At 53.9% G+C, this 19,345-nt stretch carries 13 protein-coding genes and 1 tRNA gene; 7 read left to right on the top strand and 7 right to left on the bottom strand.

Features of this window, described 5'->3' with window-relative positions; all coding sequences use genetic code 11:
* Positions 1-26: 26 nt before the first annotated feature.
* Positions 27-683 carry a rhomboid family intramembrane serine protease gene (locus DF283_RS08585; RefSeq protein WP_303674352.1) on the bottom strand — a complete coding sequence of 219 codons (657 nt, stop codon included), beginning with the start codon at positions 681-683 and terminating at the stop codon, positions 27-29.
* A gap of 211 nt (positions 684-894) precedes the next feature.
* On the opposite strand from DF283_RS08585, the gene gatB reads away from it, so the two are divergent.
* The 3 genes from gatB to DF283_RS08570 all read left to right on the top strand — a co-directional run bounded on the left by gatB (position 895) and on the right by DF283_RS08570 (position 3,822).
* Complete coding sequence (gene gatB / locus DF283_RS08580) at positions 895-2,346, top strand: Asp-tRNA(Asn)/Glu-tRNA(Gln) amidotransferase subunit GatB (RefSeq protein ID WP_303674351.1); 1,452 nt, start codon at positions 895-897, stop codon at positions 2,344-2,346.
* Positions 2,347-2,390: 44 nt separating this feature from the next.
* Positions 2,391-3,605: a phosphoglycerate kinase gene (locus DF283_RS08575; RefSeq protein WP_303674350.1), complete on the top strand. Its 1,215-nt coding sequence runs from the start codon at positions 2,391-2,393 to the stop codon at positions 3,603-3,605.
* A gap of 143 nt (positions 3,606-3,748) precedes the next feature.
* Positions 3,749-3,822: transfer RNA gene (locus DF283_RS08570), tRNA-Cys, on the top strand.
* Positions 3,823-4,049: 227 nt separating this feature from the next.
* On the opposite strand, the gene DF283_RS08565 is transcribed toward DF283_RS08570, so the two are convergent.
* A complete protein-coding gene (locus DF283_RS08565) occupies positions 4,050-4,199 on the bottom strand; it encodes a hypothetical protein (protein WP_303674349.1) in 150 nt (49 codons plus the stop codon).
* 206 nt (positions 4,200-4,405) lie between these two features.
* Positions 4,406-6,781 (bottom strand): ATP-binding protein, encoded by a 2,376-nt coding sequence (locus DF283_RS08560; protein ID WP_303674348.1) that lies wholly within the window; start codon positions 6,779-6,781, stop codon positions 4,406-4,408.
* A gap of 356 nt (positions 6,782-7,137) precedes the next feature.
* Here DF283_RS08560 and DF283_RS08555 point away from each other — a divergent pair, with 356 nt between their 5' ends.
* The 3 genes from DF283_RS08555 (at position 7,138) to DF283_RS08545 (ending at position 10,362) form a co-directional block, all read left to right on the top strand.
* Positions 7,138-8,454 (top strand): TolC family protein, encoded by a 1,317-nt coding sequence (locus DF283_RS08555; protein ID WP_303674347.1) that lies wholly within the window; start codon positions 7,138-7,140, stop codon positions 8,452-8,454.
* 230 nt (positions 8,455-8,684) lie between these two features.
* Positions 8,685-9,092 carry a DUF305 domain-containing protein gene (locus DF283_RS08550; RefSeq protein WP_303674346.1) on the top strand — a complete coding sequence of 136 codons (408 nt, stop codon included), beginning with the start codon at positions 8,685-8,687 and terminating at the stop codon, positions 9,090-9,092.
* 307 nt (positions 9,093-9,399) lie between these two features.
* Positions 9,400-10,362, top strand: a complete 963-nt coding sequence (locus tag DF283_RS08545) for a transglycosylase SLT domain-containing protein (protein ID WP_303674345.1) — start codon at positions 9,400-9,402, stop codon at positions 10,360-10,362.
* Between the two features lie 6 nt (positions 10,363-10,368).
* On the opposite strand, the gene DF283_RS08540 is transcribed toward DF283_RS08545, so the two are convergent.
* Positions 10,369-11,424, bottom strand: coding sequence for an ankyrin repeat domain-containing protein (locus tag DF283_RS08540; protein WP_303674344.1), 1,056 nt, complete (start codon positions 11,422-11,424; stop codon positions 10,369-10,371).
* A gap of 40 nt (positions 11,425-11,464) precedes the next feature.
* Complete coding sequence (locus DF283_RS08535) at positions 11,465-15,529, bottom strand: ankyrin repeat domain-containing protein (RefSeq protein ID WP_303674343.1); 4,065 nt, start codon at positions 15,527-15,529, stop codon at positions 11,465-11,467.
* Positions 15,530-16,047: 518 nt separating this feature from the next.
* Here DF283_RS08535 and DF283_RS08530 point away from each other — a divergent pair.
* A complete protein-coding gene (locus DF283_RS08530; protein WP_303674342.1) occupies positions 16,048-17,061 on the top strand; it encodes a GNAT family N-acetyltransferase in 1,014 nt (337 codons plus the stop codon).
* 46 nt (positions 17,062-17,107) lie between these two features.
* Here the strand turns inward: DF283_RS08530 and DF283_RS08525 are convergent, their stop codons facing one another.
* Both DF283_RS08525 and DF283_RS08520 read right to left on the bottom strand, forming a co-directional pair.
* Positions 17,108-17,881: a class I SAM-dependent methyltransferase gene (locus tag DF283_RS08525; protein ID WP_303674341.1), complete on the bottom strand. Its 774-nt coding sequence runs from the start codon at positions 17,879-17,881 to the stop codon at positions 17,108-17,110.
* Complete coding sequence (locus tag DF283_RS08520) at positions 17,860-19,341, bottom strand: NAD(P)-binding protein (protein WP_303674339.1); 1,482 nt, start codon at positions 19,339-19,341, stop codon at positions 17,860-17,862. The genes DF283_RS08525 and DF283_RS08520 overlap by 22 nt, the downstream gene beginning before the upstream one ends.
* Between the last annotated feature and the right edge of the window lie 4 nt (positions 19,342-19,345).

Genomic DNA, 19,345 nt, shown 5'->3' with positions numbered 1-19,345 from the left:
GCGAATCCGGCTAAAAAACGCAGCCCTTACCCCGCCGGGCGTTTGCGAATCAGCCACAGAATCAGCATAAAGCCAATGCCGGTCAACAAGCCGCCCAAATGGGCCCAGAAGTTAATGGTGGCGCTTTCCGTAATACTCCACAGCACAAAAATAACGCTTAAAATCAGGGCCCCGCGCAGTTCTTTCCAGAAGGCCGCCTGGTTGGTTTGTAGCCGGGCCAGTAACATCAGGGTCAAATAAGCGCCCACCAGCCCAAAATCAATGGCCGAAGCCCCAAAGGTAAAGCCCTTGGGCAGCATGATGCTGGATAGCCACAACCCGCCCACCGCCGAGCCCAGATACAGGCTGAACAACAGGGGCGCTCCCAGCAACGGCTCCAGCAGATTCCCGAAAATAAGCAAACCTGCAATGTTATTGAACCAGTGCATGGGGTTGGCATGCAGCAGCGTGGCGGTGATGTAGCGCCACCATTCTCCCTGATGCACCAGTGGCGGGTAAAAGCCGCCCAGAATAATAAAACCGTCAGCCGGTTTCTGAAAGCCACTGGGAAAGCTGCTCAAGGTGTAAATCAGGGTCAACAGCAGCACAAAGCCCAGGGTCAGGGGGCAGCGACGCCAAAAAGGCGGTTCGCCAGCCTGAACCGCCTCATTCCGCTCAGGGGTGGGGGTGGGTTCTAGACTCATGGACTGAACTCGGTCATAAGGGCCTTTCGATTCCAGCCACGGCAGCGATTAGCGGGCAAGACCAATCGCCAGAAAAGGCTATCCCGTGGCGCTTCATTAGCCTAGCATAATCCACGCCGAGTCGAACCGATTTGGCAGGCACTTGGTTCCCTCCCTTGTCCTCGTTATAATGTGCCCATTACCGCACACGATATATGAGGCATTTCCCCCTATGGTCACGCAAGCTCCCGTTCAGTACGAAACCGTAATCGGTCTGGAGGTTCACGTCCAGCTCAAGACCGATTCCAAGCTGTTTGACCCCAGTCCCAATGCCTTTGGCGATGAGCCCAACGTCAACATCAACACCCCGTGTCTGGGGTTGCCGGGGGCCTTGCCGGTTTTGAACGAACGGGCGGTGGAGTACGCCATTCGTTTGGGTCTGGCCTTGAACTGCCAGATTGCCGAAGTGACCAAGTTTGACCGCAAGCAGTACTTCTACCCCGACTTGCCCAAGGGCTACCAGATTTCCCAGTACGACTACCCCATTTGCGAACACGGCTCCATCACCCTGTCCAACGGACGGCACGTGCGCATTTTGCGGGCCCACCTGGAAGAAGACGCTGGCAAACTGGTTCACGCGGGCGCGGTGGGCTTGGCCGGGTCCGATTACAGTCTGGTGGATCTCAATCGGGCCGGTTCTCCGCTGGTGGAAATCGTGTCCGAGCCCGATATTCGCTCCGCCGAAGAGGCCCGGGAGTACATGCAGCAGATTCGCAACATCGTGCGCTATCTGGATGTCTGCGATGGCAACCTGGAAGAGGGTTCCATGCGCTGCGACGCCAACGTGAGCATTCGCCCGGTGGGTAGTACCGAGTACGGCACCAAGACTGAAATCAAGAACATGAACAGCTTCCGCTCCGTGCAGCGGGCCATTGAATCCGAAGTGGCCCGGCAAATCGAGATTGTGGAAGCGGGCGGCAAAATCACCCAGGAATCCCGCCTGTGGGATGAGGCCACTCAAAGCACCAAAACCATGCGCAGCAAGGAAGAAGCGCACGATTACCGCTACTTCCCCGACCCGGACTTGCGCCCCCTGGCCATTCCCCGGGAGCAAGTGGAACATCTGCGCCAAACCCTGCCGGAACTGCCGCATCAGCGTTACGATCGCCTGATCACTGGTTTTGGCCTGAGCGAATATGACGCCGGGGTCATGGTGGAATTTAAGGAAATGGGCGACTTTTTTGAATTGGCCGTAGAACATACCGACAACTACAAGGCCGTTTCCAACTGGATTCAGGGCGATATTACCGCTTATCTGAAGAATAACAAGGTGTCTATTTTTGAAACCAAGCTCAGCCCCAAAGCGCTGGCCGAGTTGGTGCATCTGGTGGACAAGAACACCATCAGTTCCGCCATGGCCAAAAAACTGTTGCCCGAGTTGCTGGAGCATGGCGGCGAACCGGAGAAGCTGGTGCAGGAAAAAGGCATGGCCCAGATTTCCGATGCGGGCGCCTTGCGGGAATTGATTCAGAAGGTGATTGACGCCAACCCGGCCAACGTAGAAGCGTACCGGGGCGGCAAGGACAAACTGTTCGGCTTCTTTGTGGGTCAGGTCATGAAAGAAAGCAAGGGCTCGGCCAACCCGGAGCTGGTGAACCAGTTGCTGAAGGAAATGCTGGCCTAGCCAGAACCTACGACCGTCACGTTTATTTGGGGAGCGTTAAAACCATGACGCAAAAATTGACCATTCGGGATATTCAAAACTGGCAGGGCAAACGGGCACTGGTGCGGGAAGATTTCAACGTACCGCTGGACGCCCAGTTAAACATTACCGACGATACCCGCATTCGGGAAGCCTTGCCCACCTTACAGTATTTGACCGGGCAAGGGGCCAAGGTCATCATTATGAGCCATTTGGGCCGCCCTAAAGGCAAGCCCTCCCCGGAGTTTTCGCTGGCCCCGGTGGCCAAGCGCTTGCAAGAGCTGCTCCCTGCCATTAAGGTTCACTTTGCGGCGACGCCCTTGGCGGAGGATACCCCGGCGAAAATCGCCCAAATGGGTAGCGGGGAAATCCTGCTGCTGGAAAACATTCGCTTTGCGCCGGGTGAAGAGAAAAACGATCCCGCGCTGGCCAAACAGTTGGCCGCTTTGGGCGATGTCTACGTCAATGACGCCTTTGGCACCGCCCACCGGGCCCATGCCTCCACCGAAGGGGTGGCTCATTACCTGCAACCCAAAGTGGCCGGTTTGCTCATGGCCAAGGAAATTGAAACCCTGTCCACCGTTTTGAATAGCCCTGAGCCGCTGACCGCCATTATTGGCGGCAGTAAAATTTCCACCAAAATTACGGTGCTGGAGAATTTGCTGGAGAAGGTACAGCACTTGGTGATTGGCGGGGGTATGCTGTTTACCTTCCTCAAGGCCCAAGGTAAGGCCGTGGGCAACTCCCTGGTGGAGGATGACTTTGTGGACACTGCCCGGCAATTGCTCTCCAAAGGGGCTGGCAAAATCGTGCTGGCCACCGATGTGGTCATTGCCGACGCCTTTAAGGCCGATGCTACCAGTAAAACCGTTTCTGTGGACACCATCCCGGATAGCTGGATGGGGCTGGATATTGGCCCGGACTCAGTGGCCAACCTGCAAGGCATTCTCAAGCAAAGCCCGTTGGTCTTGTGGAATGGCCCGTTGGGCGTGTTTGAGTTTCCCGTCTTTGCCAACGGCACCCGTCAAATCGCCGAAACCCTGGCCCAACTGACCGAACAAGGCCTTTCCCGCACCGTGCTGGGTGGTGGAGACACCGTAGCGGCCATTGAACAGTTTGGCATTGACCCCAATCGGTATTCCCACGTGAGTACCGGCGGCGGGGCCAGCCTGGAGTTTCTGGAAGGAAAAGTCCTGCCGGGCATTGCCGCCCTGGATGACGCTTCCGTCCCGGTGGCCTGAGAAGACTGTCCGAGTATATTTCAGCAGAACTACAGGGTTGAGCATCAGAGGCTCAGCCCTGTTTTGCCTTCTGCACAGGCCCGAGTTTCCATTCATCAGGCTTGATTTTTGACCACGTTCGCCCTATGCTTTCCATTATTCAAGGCGGCATGGCCAAGTGGTAAGGCAGGAGTCTGCAAAACTCTCACCCCCAGTTCGAATCTGGGTGCCGCCTCCAAAATTTCTCAAAAGGGCTTCGGCCCTTTTTTGCGTTCCAGCAATGGTCCGTATTGGTTTCTCAATGTGGAGGCACGCCCAATCTTGGGGTTCAATGGCTCCCGGATAAAAATACGGCCAGAGAGAGTTCCTCGTCGGGGTCAGTGGTCTGTGTCATCCCTCAATGGCCCTCCATGGGGGTTACGCTCCGTTTTGTTCGGGAAGCCCCCCGGCAATCGCCCTGACAGGCTAAACCACGTGCTTCAGCTTGTAAACATAGTTTTCAAAGTGGTTGACCAAACCCGACAATTCAGCGTCCGCATCGCTCAGCAGATTTTGAAAGTGTCCGTTATTCCAGATGGCGGTACCCACAACCAGACAAAAAATCAATTCTTTCACCGTGATACCCCTTATGATCGATGATGGGCCTTTCAGGCATTGTTCACATTTCCTGATTTCAAAGTACAAGATAATCACCCTCCGTACATTGAGCCAGGGACGAGTCTTAAAGTACTCCCCTTCGCATAGACTGATGGATCAATCAGCGTTCTCAGATTTGAAATAAGTGATGCGAAATAGGAATATTTACGGGCTGTCTCTACGGTCTAGACATCAGGCAAGGCAAAGGTTTTTTGGGCCACAATACCCATTTGCTTCTGGCTGATGGGGAGCTGAACGATAAAAGTAGACCCTTCACCCGGCTTGCTGTGAGCGGTCACGGTCCCGAAGTGCCGCTCCACCACCCGTTTCACGATATTCAGACCAATCCCGGTACCCTCAAAGGAAGAGACCCCATGGAGCCGTTCAAAGACCTTGAAAATGCGATCCAGATAAATTTCATCAAACCCGATGCCGTTATCCGTCACCAGAATTTCACACCAGTTATTATCCAGCGCCTTAGCGGAAATGCTGACCATGGGCAAGGTATCGGGTTTGTGGAATTTGACGGCGTTCTCAATCAGGTTCAGGAATAACTGATGCAGTTGCATGGGGTCACAATCAATGACCAGGGTGTCTCCAATATGAACGGTGGCCTTGCAGCTTTTGATGTAAGGCTCCAAATCCCGAATGGCGCTCATAATGACATCGCGCAGGTTGTTGGGGGAAAATTGCAGCGTCTTTCGGGTCACCTTGGATAATTGCAGCAAGTCATCAATCAATAACTGCATCTTATAAACCGACTTCTGGATTCTTTCCAGATAATCCTGATTTTCCGCCGAGAGTTGTTGATGGGCATTGGTCATTAAAAAATGACTGAACTGACTCACCTTTCTCAAGGGCGCCTGCAAGTCGTGAGAAGCGATAATGGCAAACTGCTCCAAATCCTGATTGCTCTGGATCAGGGCCTGGGTTTTGGCTTCCACCAGCGTTTCCAGTTCTCTATTTCTTTCCCGCAACTCCTCGGTTTTTAATAACAGCAGGCGCACAATAATATCGCGAATCTCTCTGGCGGCTAATAGCTCATAGCTTGTCCAGGGCTCCGCTTTCAGCTTTACGGACTCTTTCCACAGGGCAAAGGAGGATCGAGGGGTCAGAACGTCCCCCGGTTTAAGGGTGTCCTTTCCCTCTGTCGGGTCACCCGCCCAGCTTACCGTGTGGATTTTTTCAGGTCGAAACCATAGCACGTAATTCCCCGGCTCCGGTAACAGGGAAATGGCCAGCAAACCAGATGCGACCCTGCGGTAAGCCTCGGCAGGCGGATAGACTTTGGCCAGTTCGTCAGTACTATACAGAGAGTCCGTCATATTGAACTGAAGCCAGCCAATCAGGGCTTTGATTTCTTCATGGGTGGGCGTGGAGCCGATGGTATGAATGTTCATTTCGCCATCATCTCTGGTGGCTTCGCAAATCACCGCTCCGGTGGTTTGAATAAAATCACCAATATTGGGATTAAAGTTAATCAGGGCTTCCACCAGCGTTTCCGAACGGGCCATAAATTCAATAAAATGACTTTTCATGGTCTGGAGTTCCAATTGATACTGATACTCCCGACGTTGCAGACGCAAACTGTACTCCTGGGAAATAAAGCGGGCCAGAACAATTAAAGTCGTTCGCACTTCATAGGGAACATAAATGGGACTGTAGTGATGGCAGGCAATGAGCCCCCACAGCGCGTTATTAATGACGATGGAAATAGTCAGTGTCCCCGACACGCCCATGTTTTGAAGATATTTGACATGAACGGGAGACACGCTTCTGAGGTCAGAAAAACTTAAATCCAGCAAATCCCCGCTCACCGGATTAATCAGCGGAATAATCGGAACCGGCTCATAGTGGATGTCCGGGATCACTCGCAGCGTATTCAGCAGGTACAATTCCCGGGCCTGCCTGGGGATATCGGTAGCAGGGTAGTGAAGGCCCAAATAGGTTTCCAGGTGGGCCTCTTTAACCTCAGCAATGATGGAGCCGTGTCCCCCGGGTTCAAATTCATAAACCATCACCCGATCGAAACCGGTAATCCGTTTGATGTCGTGAATAATGGGGTCCCAGAATTGCTGCGTGTCTTGCGGTTCCTGGCTGCTTCTGGAAAGCATATTTTTCAACTGGAACATGAGCGCCTCATGGCCCAAGCCTGCTTTCAGAGGCACCGTTTCCAGTTCCACGATCAGGAACCCCTTGTGTCGATGCGCAAAGACATTCAACACCTTCGCCGCATCGCCCGGACACTCATACTGAAATAGAAAGACAACGTTTCCCGCCTGCAAAATATTGCTGTCTAAAGCGTTCTGGCAAATGAGCGACTGCGCTTCACTCAGGAACTCCAGCAGGGAGCGGTTCAAAATCTGGTCGGGCGCAATGCCCAGATACCGATCTGCGTTGGCACTGACCTGGACAATCGTCCAGTGAGGTTCTGTACAGACCAGCAGCATCCCGTGCGGTTGAATACTGCCTGGCGTGTGAATCGGTTCCCGGTCACACGCTTTCAACAAGGCATCAACACCTTGATCCATCGACGGGTGCGATGATGACGACTGAAGCATGACAGTCCTCCTCCCCTTGCGCAAAGCAATCGTACAGTGTGCTGTCGGACAGTTTAAATCAAATGGTTAAAAAGTAATAGCACATCCACGACTCAATTCCGGGCAAGTGCTTTTTTAAAATGAACGTAATATACTCATCCCACGGTAAAAAATTGACCCGATTCAGTTTTTAAAAAAATTCACCGGTTTAGCTTCGATTTGGCCGACAAAGGTAACACCGCACTGCATTCATAACGAAAAAACCTACTAAAAGAAAAAGCTCAAACTTTGCAGTTTTATGACAGGTCATTATGTTGCAACGGCTTGATTCATCCATATTTTTGAGTAGAAAACTCTGTCTATGGAGCCCAGGAGAATTGAAGATCCCGGGTCCGGGCGCTGCGCTGAGTTCGGTAGTGCGGTTGGCGACCATTCTTCTGTGGGTTGAATTACTGTTCATCTCAGGCTGGGCTCAAGCCACCGACACCCTGACACTGGAAAAGGCCTTTCAGGAAGCGCTGGTCAATAACCCGTCCCTACAGGCCAAAAAAGCCGAACTGCTGATCAAGGAGGCGGAGATTGTAACCGCCTCGGCCCGCTTGAATCCCGCCATTATCAGCGACAACGGGGTTGCCGAAAAGACCTACCGTCTGGGCATTGAGCAAACCATCCAACTGGGTGGAAAGCGCCAGAAGCAGATAGAACTGTCCAAAGCCAGACGGGACGTCCTGCTGGCCGAAATTCAAAATACGGCGCAGTCCCTGCGTCGTGAGGTGCGTCACGCCTACACCCACCTGTATGATGCTCAACAGAGGCTACAGACCGCAGAGGACATCGCTGGAACCAATCAGCGATTAATGATTGTGGCGGAAAAACGACAGGAAGCGGGAGATGTGGCCAGTCTGGACGTACAATATGCCAAACTGGCTTTTCTGAAGGCTAAAAACGACGCCTACATGGCGTTTGGAGAAGTCGCATCGGCCAGAACCCTCCTGAATGCCCTGCTGGGAAAGCCTTTGGCCATGACTTGGGACTTGACCCCACCCACGATTATTCAAACGGAAACCGGTCAAACCCAGATCACGGAGAAACTGGATGAACTGATTTTACAAGGCGAAGTGACCATTCAGCAGGCCACTCTGGAGCATCTGGTGAATCTGGCTCTGGAAAACCGTGCCGAGCTGCATCAAAATCTCCGGGAAATGACCGTGGCGGAGCGTCAGTTGGCCCTGGCCAAAGCCAACCGGTTGCCTGACGTCTCCCTGACCGTTGGTCCCGATTTGGTCGCCGAACCGGGGCAGCGCCAAGTGAATGTTTTCGCCATCGCCAATGTCCCCGTTCCTTTATTCAACAGACAACAGGGCCCCATACAGGAGGCCAAAGCCCAAAAAACGCAACTGGAAGCCCAGCAGAAAGCCTTGAAAAACAGTGTCATTCTGGAGGTAACCAATGCCTACTATCAATTCACCGTGAATCGTCAACGCATTCGCCAGTATGAAAAGGAGTTACTGCCCACAGCCGAACGGGTTCTGGTTTTATCCCGCCAGAGTTTTGAAGTGGGTAAAACGGGCATTTATCTCCCCCTGGCCGCTCAGGAATCATATATGAACACCCGCATGGAATACCTGAAAGCCCTGGATGAATTTCAGGACTCCATCAGTAATCTGGAACGGGCCGTCGGAAAGCCGCTCTAGTTTTTGTCGGATCAACATGCCCCAACCCGGCGATCCGGTATGCCGTTTGATTTCACTCCCTGATTTTGATTTTAACGGATTAGACAACCAGGGAATTGAAGTGGCTGATTTTACGTTTAACATATCCGTAATGAATCAATGGAGGGGGTTTTGTAATGAGTCGAATTTATTGCACGCCAAAAAGTTTCAATATTCTGAGCGTAGTGTTAACGATTCTCCTTGGGGCAAGCATGTTATCAGGCTGTACTCAGGTCAATCGCCCTGTCAGCAAATCCGTGGAGCCGCCGTCTACCGGCAAGGCTCTGGTCAGGGGAGAAAATGAGCCTTCCAAACAGACCATGCCCCAGAAAACTATGGCCGAATCCATGAATCAGTGCCAGGATCTGATGAAACAGTCCTTGAATAACCCCTCGAACAACCCCAACTTCGCTTACGACAAGCAGTACATTGATACCCTGATCCAGCACCACCAAGGGGCCATCCAGATGGCTGAGGACGCCAAGCAGAAGGCCGAGCATACAGAGGTCCGGCAACTGGCTGAAAAGATGATTGAGACCGAGCAAAAAGAAATAGAAAAACTAAAAGACTGGCGTCAGAAATGGTATGGCGCAGAACCGAAAAAAAGCGCCCGGGGATAATTGTTGAATACCTGAAAAAGGGCTGTCTCTGCGGGGGCAGCCCTTTTATGCGTTCCGAAAAAAAGGGCTTCTTGTCGCACGCGCGATCAAATTTGAAGCAAGCGGTGTTTTTATTCTATTAAAAGTCACATCAAACTATAGATCCCATCAAGCGCAAGTGACAATGTTTTGCAGATTTTCTGATAGGCCATGGCCTTCTGCCCTTGATACGCAAGCAAATCCTTAGAAATTAGCAGCGCTTGGCAGGCATTGAACACCATTTTTTTGCCCGGTAGCGTTTTTAAAGTGAGAGAGAGAAATTGAGCTTATGAACCCGATTCAGCCGCTTCCTTTATACATGAGTAATCGCTTTTTGACAGGGGTTCGCCCCCCCGTTCCGCCCACTCCTCGCTCGGGCCCAGCGCCTCAAGCCGATGCCATGAGTAACTTTTTTGACATGCCGTTTATGGGTGGTGGTATTTCTGAAATTTTGAATGCCCTTTTCCAAAGGTTGGGCTTCAGCACCCAGAGTACCCGCTCTTTCAGTACCTTTGGCATACCTCCGTCTCCTTCTGCTCCGCCTGATAGCCCGGGTGCCACTGGTTCCTTTGGTTCCGTACCCCTGAATCCCGGGAGCAGTGTAAACCCACCTTCCACTCCCGCCGGGCAAGCAACCCAGGATGACGATCCCCAGGCCGAAGTCACCAAGCCTCCCGGTTCGAGCGCCGTTGATGATGCCGGTAACAATCCCGGTGATGAAGCCGTTGATAATACCGGTGGCCCGGGCGGAGCAACTGCCCCCGGACCAGCGGGTCAGCCTGCTGCTGGCCCAGCGGCAGGCAACCCGAGCAGCATCCCCAGCCCTAGCGGTCACGCGAAGCTTGATCGATGGGACGCTCAAATCAGAGCGGCGGCGGAGTCAACCGGGCTACCCGCCAACTACATTAAAGCCACCATGTGGGCAGAGTCCCGAGGTGTCCCAGAGGTGGAAACGGTGAACGGCGGTAACGGTCATGTTGACAAAGGTCTGATGCAAATCAGCGATCACACCTATGGCCTTGTTATGGAAAGCCAGCCCAATGCCCCCCGTGGCCTGAAAGCTGATAACCCCGATGATAATATTATGATGGGTGCATGGGAACTCAAGGACAAAGCCGAAAAAGCAGGCGGCGACCTGTTTGAGACCTCCAAAGCCTACGTGGGCACTGGAGACGCCCACGAAGAAGAGTACGCTACCTGGGTGCAAGGCTTCAAGAAAGATCTTGATGAAGGCAGGAAGCTCGTCGATTAAAAAGCGCTAAATTCCTTCAGCGATGAAAGGCCTTCTTTTCTCACCTTCCGGGCGTTCCACTGGAGTAAACGGTTCTTCCGATGGCCGGATGAAAGGGGCAAAGTGCTCTGAATTCAGGGAGATTGATTGTGAAAAGAGAGACACCCCTTCCAGTGGACATTTTGTGTTGATCCGATTCAGGATAGACAACCCCTTCAAGACCACTTCCTCGGCTTGCTGCGGTAGGAACGGATCACCCCACTGTCCGGTAAAAATATTCAAACGTCCCGATTGAACCGGCGAAGCGGGGAAGCTGCCCGGCTCGGACTCCGTCCGGGTGGATTCTGACGCCATGGTTTGCTCAACCTGATAAAATGCTTCCGGTGCCAGCAGTTCTGACTCGGCAGGAAGCTGCAAATCAGGATCGGAAACCTGATGGGCCACCCTGCGCGGGGAAAAGGACTGGGCAAAGGGGTTTAGGCCGGAGCTAAAACGTTTTGGGAAAAGCGCTGCTTTCGAAGCCCCACCCCTGGCCATGCCAGCCGACAGTGCTTCACTGGAACCACTGGGAGTGCTTGATGACACAAAAACATCACTGACCTCTCGGGGATTTTGAAAAACCTGAGCAGCCCGGGTGTGCCTGGATTTAATGGCCAGATCCAGCGGTGTCCGCTTCTGATGATCCCGGACGTTTGGTTCCGCGCCCAGATCCAGCAGAAGTTTGATAGCTTTGACATGCCCTTTTTTAGCAGCTGAATGCAAGGGCGTGGAACCGTACTCATTGGCCCGGTTCATCATACGATGCGCGTCCTGATCGGGCAGTGCAGCCACCAGTTCCTGAATAAAATCAACCGATCCGTGATAGGCGGCTGTGTGGAACAGCGTGTTCCCCTTGCTGTGCAGCTGTGTGAGATTGGCGCCCTGCCGCACCAACTGCAAAAGGGCCTCTGCGTCGTTGCGCTTTGCGGCGGTATGGAGTTGTTGTTGTAAGGCCGTCTGTGCCGCTCCGCGCTGGGGGGCAGACTGCGGCTTGTTATCCACCGTGGCGGATGATGGTTTATAAAAGACAACTACAGGCTTCACGATTGCAAAAACTCCTTACCAACATTACAGGGGACAATCTTTAACAGACCTGAAACGGCACTTTGATCACTTTACGTTTTGCGAAAGCGTTGGGCGCATTACTGGCGGATGCGTCCGGTGCGTTCTCCAAGGGACTGGCGTCGGGTCGATAATGCCGCATCCGCTGCTCCAACGCGGGGCGATTCAGCACTTTGGCCACAAACAGCGGTGTAACGCCCATGTTGTCTTTCAGCTGCACCATTTTACTGACCAAGGCAGGGCCACCCTGACGGTAATAGGCCTCCAGCAGGGCCTCTGTCATCTGGCTGCTGGTTTCCGCGTTTTCAAAGTCCGTCGCGATATGCAGGGGAGAACCACCCTGTTGAGTGAGGAGAGTCGGGTCCGCTCCCTGCTGAAGCATTTTTTTCAACAGCTCAACCCCACCCTCTGTGGCGGCCAGATGAAGGGGCCCGTACCCCATGGCGTTGGTTTGATTGACGGCCCGGGTCACAGCCCGGTGCGGGGATTCTCCCGCGTCCACGGCCTGATTTCGTATGGCCGCCAGAATTTCATCCGTCAGGACGTTGCTGATTTTCAGGGCTCCCTGCAAGCTGCCCGGATTGGCTTGACTGGCCTGACTGGCGTATTCGAGGGCCGCCATCAACGGAGTGCGACCTTCCCCATCCCGCGGCGTGGGATCGGCGTTTTCTGACAACAAGAACCGGACGGCTTCCACTTTGCCCAGCATGGCGGCATAGTGCAACGGAGTTCGCCCGTTCATGTCCGGGGTATTCGGGTTCAGTCCAGCATTCAGCCCTTTACGGGCCAAAGCATTTTGTTTCTCAAGGATGGCGCTCATGGCCTCGGTGAGATTCAGGGCCGCACCCAGATGGAGGACATTGGCCCCTTCGTCTGTCGTTTCACCCGCCAGCATGTTTTTAACCTGCTCATCCGGTTGTTTCAGCAGGCGGTTTACAATTTCGTCAATGCTGGCCCGGAAGCTATTATCCACCGCCGCCATCAGGCTGTTTTTTCCGGCGCAATTGGTCAAGGTCGGATCAGCACCGTGGGCCAGTAAAAACTGAACCGCTTCGGTATTGCCCGTGGCCACCGCCAAATGCAAGGGAGTATTCCGGAAGCGTCTATCGGCGGTGTTGAGCATTTGCTGGACGGTTTGCGGCGGCAGTTGGCCGAATAGCCGCTTCAGAATGGTCACCGATTCCGTGGCATCATGATTCTTTCTGGGGCCGAGCAAATGGTGCAACACGTTTTCACCCTCGACATCAGTCCGACCGGGATCCGCACCCCGTTTCAACAATTCATCGAGCATGGGCCCATCATTCATCAGGGCGGCCAGCTGCAAGGCCCCTCGTCCGGTTTTCTCGGTCTGGTTGATATCGGCGCCATTGGCCAGTAGCAGGCGAACGCTGTCCAAATCCTGATTGACCACCGCCAGATGCAGAGCGGGAGAGCCATTGGTCAGGGTGGCATTGGGATCGAATTTTCCGGAACGCAGCAAAGCCTCCAGGGTCTCCGTGGCCAGGGTGTGCGTGGCCGAATGCAGAGGACTCATACCGGCTTTGGTTCTGGCATTCGGGTTGGCGCCCTCTTCCAGCAATCGCAAGACAAACGCTGTATGCCCCCCCGCCGCAGCCAGATGAAGAGGGGTTTCAAGATCATTGTTAGGCTCATTAACGGAAAACCCCTGCGCCATCAGCCACTCCACACTGTCCAGCAGACCCGCTCTGGCCGCCTCGTGCAGCGGGGTATTTCCCTCCAGATTTTTCCATGCCTGACTATTCTTTATCGGGAAAAACTTTTTAGACGTCGTCAAAAACGCGCTGAGCGTCTCCGGTTTATCGGCCAGAACCGCCAGATGCAAGGGCGTTCTGCCCATACCGTTCTGGGCTTCGGGATTGGCGTTGTGCCTGAGTAGGCAAGCCATCACTTCCGCATGGCCCTGTTTGGCCGCCAGGTGCAGCGGGGTTTCCTCATGCTCGTTTTTTACGTTCACAGGAAATTTCTTATTCAGAAACCACTGAACAGCCTCAACCCGCCCCTCCCGGGCCGCGTCATGCAGCGGGGTATTGCCAACAGAATTCTTCCAGATCTCGGGCTTCCGGAATTGAGCGCTCCACTTTCCCTTTGCGTTGAGCGCGTCCAGATAGTCTGAACGGCCGGTCATGGCAGCCAGATGAAACGGAGTCCTGCCCACCGTGTCCTTGATAGAAGGGTCCGCCCCTTTCTCAAGAAACAATTCAACCCATTTGACAGGCATGGTGCTTAAAATTGCCACATGCAAGGGCGTTACCTGAACCGGTAGGCGATTCGACGGATTGGACGCACTGCCAAGCGCCACTTGATAGGGTTTATTGATGTTGAATGCGTTCAGCTGGCGGGTAAGAAAATCGTATTTTCCCTGTTCGTCCAGCGTTCGCAGGGTATCCGAATGGCGATTCAGAATATCCAGAAAGGTTTCCCGGGACTCCTCCGGCTTGGCGCCATAGACGGCCAGCACCGCCTCATCAATCTCATCCAGCCCGGAGGTGGTCTGTGGCAAGGTCGATTGAGGCTGTTTCCCCTTCTTTTTGGACTTCCCCGCCTTTTTGGAAGCGGCTGCCGCACTGGAGACATCATCCACCATGGACGAGGCGGACTGGGACAGCTTAGATGCGGCAGGCCCTTTTCCCCGCTTCGCCAGATGACCTGACGGGGTTTGAGGGGCCAGTTTTGGGGGATGCCCTGCTTTCCGACCCGGACTCTGCTCCGGGACATCGGCGTCTGTTACCTGCCGCAGGCTAATGGAAGACAGCGCCGGGGTTATCTTCCCCTTTGGGGCGGTCAAACCGGGCACTGGCGCAATGGTTTTGGCCCCTTGGCTGGCTTCCGGAATAGAAGCTCCTGATGGCCTGATGGGGAGCATAGGGTCAGGGGCAGGCAAGGTCGCCCCGGTCAGGGCGGGCCATTTGGCCAGAAAGGCAGCGCCGTGCGCCTCGGCATAGTCCCGAGGGGTGTGCCCGTTGGCGTCTGGGTGGTGCCAGTCCGCCGGAGCCAGTCCCTTTTTGCGCTCTCTGAGCAATTCTTCCATCGCTTCCTGATTTTGAAAAGCCACGGCCAGATGCAACGGCGTATAGCCCTGCCGCCCTGCGCTCTGGTTAAGGCCCGTTTGCTTGTCCCCTCGGTGCTTGGGGCTTAGCAAATGCCGCAGGACTTCAGCCTGATTTAGCCCCGAGGCCCAATGCAGAGCCGGGAGTCCGCTTGGGGTCAGCGCCTGAACATCAGCCCCTGCCGATTGCAGGGCTTTCATCAGTCGTACTTTGCCAGCCCCGGCAGCCGTCAGGTAAGGGGTCAGCCCCAACGCATTGCGTGTATTGAGATCAGCCCCCGCCTGCTGTAGAACCGTGAATGCGGCTTCATTCCCCTGCAGGGCCGCACGATGGAGTGGGCTATAGCCCGCCTCATCCCGGGCTTCCAGCTCAGCCCCATTCGCCAGAAGCCATCGGGTCGCCTCGGTACTGTCCTGCTCGGCGGCAATGTGCAACGGAGTGCGTTTGAGCGCATCTCGGGTGTTCACGTCCGTTCCTGCCGCCTGAAGCGCTTTCAGCATTTCCACGTTATCCGTGTGGACGGCCAGATGCGTCAGGGGCATGTTCTGATGGTAGCTGCTCAAGGGGGCGCCCTTTTCCAGCAATAACCGAACCATGGGCACATTGCCATTGGCCACAGCCAGAACGATGGGCGTTATTCCCTGAGGGTTGGGACGCAGGCTGTCGGCCCCGCTATCCAGGAGCAGGCTCGTGGCCTCCAAATCTCCCGCAGCAACCGCCGCCAGCAGGATGGGGGTCTGATCAGTGGGGTCCAGTATATTGGCCAGTTCTGGCTGAGCCGCCAAACGCTGCCCCAATTGCGCGTAGTTTTTCTGCCAGAGCGACTGAAACAGGGCCTGATGAGCGGTGTTGGAAGATTGAGTGGACAGGATGAGTTGATCGGATTCGGGGGTGCTGTTTGTTTGTCCGGTCCGCCCCGAAAAAAGTATCTCGCTCCCGGGCTCCGGGACAGGTTTCTGCCGGGACTGCGCATCCAGAAACACGGACGCTGACGGACGGGAATAGGACGCTGTGAACATGGAATACTCCTGGGCCGCTTGAAAGGCTACTTTGCCAGCCACTTGAACTATAAACTCAGACAAGAAACCCTGACACGTACTTTAACACTTCAGACAAAACGCTCAAGCCCAAGGATTGCCCTTCGGGGTCTTCAAAAAGACGCCAACAGTCTTGTCCCGCCCATTACCCGATTAAGCAGCCCCCACCTCTCATGCGCTGACACAAAGCCTTTTGAGAGGGTAAGGGTCGGAACACAGCGGAGGAAAGGCCTGGAAGTCATTCTGACGCTGAGTATTTGGCCCCCAATCAGGCCCTGCCATTCATCCCTATTCAATTGTAAAAATTTGTGAATCCAATCATACCCCTCACGCGGATTGGTAGCCGATTTATAAAAGAGTACGGCCCCAGGCTCTCCTTGGAGTCCTTCTCCTGTGTTCAACCGAGGAGAAAAGTAGCCAGTTCCACTATGATGGTGTGTATCCAGCAACGAATCAATCTGTTCTTCAAGCTGTTCACTTGCCAATGCAGGTCAACGTTCATGACGATTCCCGCTACCACCACCGGACTGACCCCCTCACAGGAATTCATGATCAGACGCTATACCCCTGACGACTCGGAAGCCTGGGATGCCTTCGTGGACGGTTCCCCCATGGGAACCTGGATGCAGACCCGACGTTTTTTGTCCTACCACGGCGATCGCTTTCAGGATCGCTCCCTGATTTTGCTGAACAGCAAAAAGCAATGGCAAGGCATTCTGCCCGCGGCGGTAGACCCCACCGATCCCCGGCGGGTGGTGAGTCACCCGGGACTTTCCTACGCTGGCCTGATTCATCAGGGGGATTTACAAGGCGAGAAAATGCTCAGCGCGTTCCAGGAAGTTGCCGCCTACTATCAATCGGCAGGGTTCCAAACCCTGCGCTACAAGGCCACGCCCTCCTTCTACCACCAGCATCCCAGTCAGGATGATCTCTACGCCCTGTTTCGATTGAACGCCAACCGATACCGCTGTGATATCACCAGCCTGATTGATCTGAATCATCGTCCCAAGCCCTGCTACGCCCTGAGACGGGCTTTGCAACAGGCCCAAAAAAATCAGATCGTCGTTTCCGAAACAGCGAACCCGGTTGATATTGAAGCCCTCTGGTTGATTCTGGCGGACAATTTACAACGCAAACACGGCGCCCGGCCCGTTCATTCGCTGGAGGAAATCCTGCGCCTGAAATCCCTGTTTCCCGATGCCATTCGCTTTATTATCGGCAGATCCGAGACAGACAAAAAAACAGAGATTGTGGCTGGCTTTGTCCTGTTTATCATGCCCATGACCACCCACATGCAATACAGCGCAGCCAGTGAAGCGGGCTATGACACCTACGCTCTGAACCCCGTAGCTGAGTACGCCATTGCCTTGGCCCATACGCTGGGGTGCCGGTATTTCGATTTCGGGATCAGCACGGAAAACGACGGGCGTGTTCTGAATCAGGGGCTGTATCGCTTCAAAGGCAAATTTGGCTCCGGCAGCGCCCTGCATGAGTTTTTTGATTTGACGCTCTGACAAGCCGCCATCAGCCAACTGTTTTTTGCTGACACCATCTGTACGTTTAGGGTCTGGTCAACAACAAATCTTCCCGGCGGTTGGCAAAGGGCAGGCGTGCGTCCTGAGGCAGCAGATAGGCGTCAAACCCTTGCAGGCGGGCCCGCATCATCAGCCCGAACAAGGTGCCATCATCAAGGTGTTCAGGTTCCATTTGATTAAAGCGGACATCCGGAAGCGTGGATTCGCCTGTAAACTGCTGATGGTAGCGTACGCCGTTATTGCTGGCAAAAAACCGCTTTCGCTTGGAAATATTGGGAATATCACCCAGAAGCATTTCGCCGCCTTCCGCCAGCAAAGCAAGGGCCGTATCCACAAACTGCTGAAAAAACCCTTCTTTAAAAGCAATCTGCAGAACGCTATACGATAACAAACAGTCCACCCGACCCCGATAATTCTGAAAAAAGGCTTCCATTTTGGGAAACTGACCCGGGAGCTTATGAATGAACGGCTTGTCCGGCAACAGGGCCAGCATCTCCTCGGAATCGATAAGCAAGAGTGTATGCCCATTGCGCTCGCACAGCTCAATCAGCATGTGGGGCAAGCGGCTGCAACCCGGCCCAATGTCGAGGATCACCTTATTTTTTTGCTCAAGGGAGGGTAACTTCCGCAAGATGTCCTCAAAAATAAAAGGTTCACTCTCTTTGCGGTAGGCATCCGGGAAACCCACTTTTTCATAGCAGCTCAAGTTGGAATCCTGGGCCATACGCCGGTACTCATCAAACGTGGGATTGTAAAACGTGGAGTTATTAACAGCACCTACGGATGGATTGGAAGACATGGGGTGGACTCCTGCAAAACAGCGGGCAATGATCGGGCAATCAGCAACTTGAGTTGCTGAAACGCATGTACATTTACATCTTTGTGAAAGAGCAATTCATCTTCGGCCAGAATCCCAAGCAGGGTCAAGTTTTTCAGTGCTTTGGCCTGAATACGATCCCGACGGGTTCTGGTCAGTTCGATATTTTTCAAAGTGGGCATGGGCAGGCCGTCCGTTGTAATTTCAGCGGCAGCAAATAAAATCTCCGCTGACTCTGAAATCAGCCCCATCCCTCGCAGTTCCTCAATGCCCCGCTGACACAAGGCATCCTTATCCCACACAGTATCAGGGCGCAAAAACAATTCCAGGGTCACCGGATAGCTTGGCCCCTGTGCGGCCTGCGGGCAAAAATTAGCGTAGTTGACCACCCGATAGGTTAAAAACTGGGAATCAAAGGGGTAAATGTAATACAAATCATTGGCTTGCAACATCTCGTTTAATTGGAAATGAACAAAGGCGGTTTGCAAGGGCGGATCAAAACAGTCCGCCGGATCTTGTAAGCCCAGGGTGAGGGTCAAGGGATGAATTCCCGCAGTCCACACCACATGCTCCACCGAGAGTCTGAGGGGCTCCTGTGCAGTCCGGTTGAGGGTCACTGAAGTTAGTCTGCCATCTTGCTGCTGAAATTCCCGGATGGTGGCCTCGGTCAGGATGGTCACATTTCTATGCCGCAGCCGGGCTTCAAAGGCATCAATCAGTTGCTGCATGCCCAATTTTTTCGGGTAGAAATTCCGCTTGCCCGCTGAACGTTCCAGGGGCAGGTCTCGCTGATCACTGAAGGCGACGCGGTTACGTAAATGCCGGGAGTTCGTTAAATCGGCCACCAACGACTCATCCAGAAAAGCCACCCGATTCAAATGTAGAAACATCAGCGGCAACCTGTGTAAGGACTGCATCTCTTTTCCAAACAGTTTAAAAAGAATCGGTTGAATCACAGACTCGGTAATCACCGACCCATAGTGCCTCAGGCAAAAGGCGTAAGCACCCTGAGGCGCCTGATCGAAATCGTCTGACTTTTGCTGACTCAGGTTCCAGAAAAAATCCTGCACGCAATCTTTGTACAATGATTCTGGCAGCCCCCTTAAATCAACAAAGGGGGTATTTTCCCGCAACGTTCCCTGATAATAATGGCCGGCAATCTCCCGCTCTCGTCCGCCCATAACATGCCACTGTTCAGGGGGGAGCAGACTGAGGAACAGATCATCCAGCTCTGGAATCAGGGTTTCCTGAAAGTTATGAGCCCCACAATCGAAACGCCCATGTTCGCCATAATCAAAGGATCGTAACAGGCCACCCAGCGTTTTTGATTTTTCGACCAGCACAATATTTCGTTCCGGCCAGGCCTGACTTAACAGGGTGGCAGCCATCAAGCCGGTCGTACCCCCACCGACAATCAGAATATTACGCTCTGCAGCTGGCATTGGC

The organism is Vampirovibrio chlorellavorus (genome assembly GCF_003149375.1).
In the GTDB taxonomy this organism is placed as follows: domain Bacteria; phylum Cyanobacteriota; class Vampirovibrionia; order Vampirovibrionales; family Vampirovibrionaceae; genus Vampirovibrio; species Vampirovibrio chlorellavorus_B.
This window is presented reverse-complemented; position numbering and strand designations above follow the sequence as displayed.

Excerpts from the sequence above, each read along its gene's own strand:
- DF283_RS08585 (WP_303674352.1), bottom strand. The coding sequence starts at position 683 with ATGAGTCTAGAACCCACCCCCACCCCTGAGCGGAATGAGGCGGTTCAG.
- gatB (WP_303674351.1), top strand. The coding sequence starts at position 895 with ATGGTCACGCAAGCTCCCGTTCAGTACGAAACCGTAATCGGTCTGGAG.
- DF283_RS08575 (WP_303674350.1), top strand. The coding sequence starts at position 2,391 with ATGACGCAAAAATTGACCATTCGGGATATTCAAAACTGGCAGGGCAAA.
- DF283_RS08560 (WP_303674348.1), bottom strand. The coding sequence starts at position 6,781 with ATGCTTCAGTCGTCATCATCGCACCCGTCGATGGATCAAGGTGTTGAT.
- DF283_RS08550 (WP_303674346.1), top strand. The coding sequence starts at position 8,685 with ATGTTATCAGGCTGTACTCAGGTCAATCGCCCTGTCAGCAAATCCGTG.
- DF283_RS08545 (WP_303674345.1), top strand. The coding sequence starts at position 9,400 with ATGAACCCGATTCAGCCGCTTCCTTTATACATGAGTAATCGCTTTTTG.
- DF283_RS08535 (WP_303674343.1), bottom strand. The coding sequence starts at position 15,529 with ATGTTCACAGCGTCCTATTCCCGTCCGTCAGCGTCCGTGTTTCTGGAT.
- DF283_RS08530 (WP_303674342.1), top strand. The coding sequence starts at position 16,048 with ATGACGATTCCCGCTACCACCACCGGACTGACCCCCTCACAGGAATTC.
- DF283_RS08525 (WP_303674341.1), bottom strand. The coding sequence starts at position 17,881 with ATGTCTTCCAATCCATCCGTAGGTGCTGTTAATAACTCCACGTTTTAC.
- DF283_RS08520 (WP_303674339.1), bottom strand. The coding sequence starts at position 19,341 with ATGCCAGCTGCAGAGCGTAATATTCTGATTGTCGGTGGGGGTACGACC.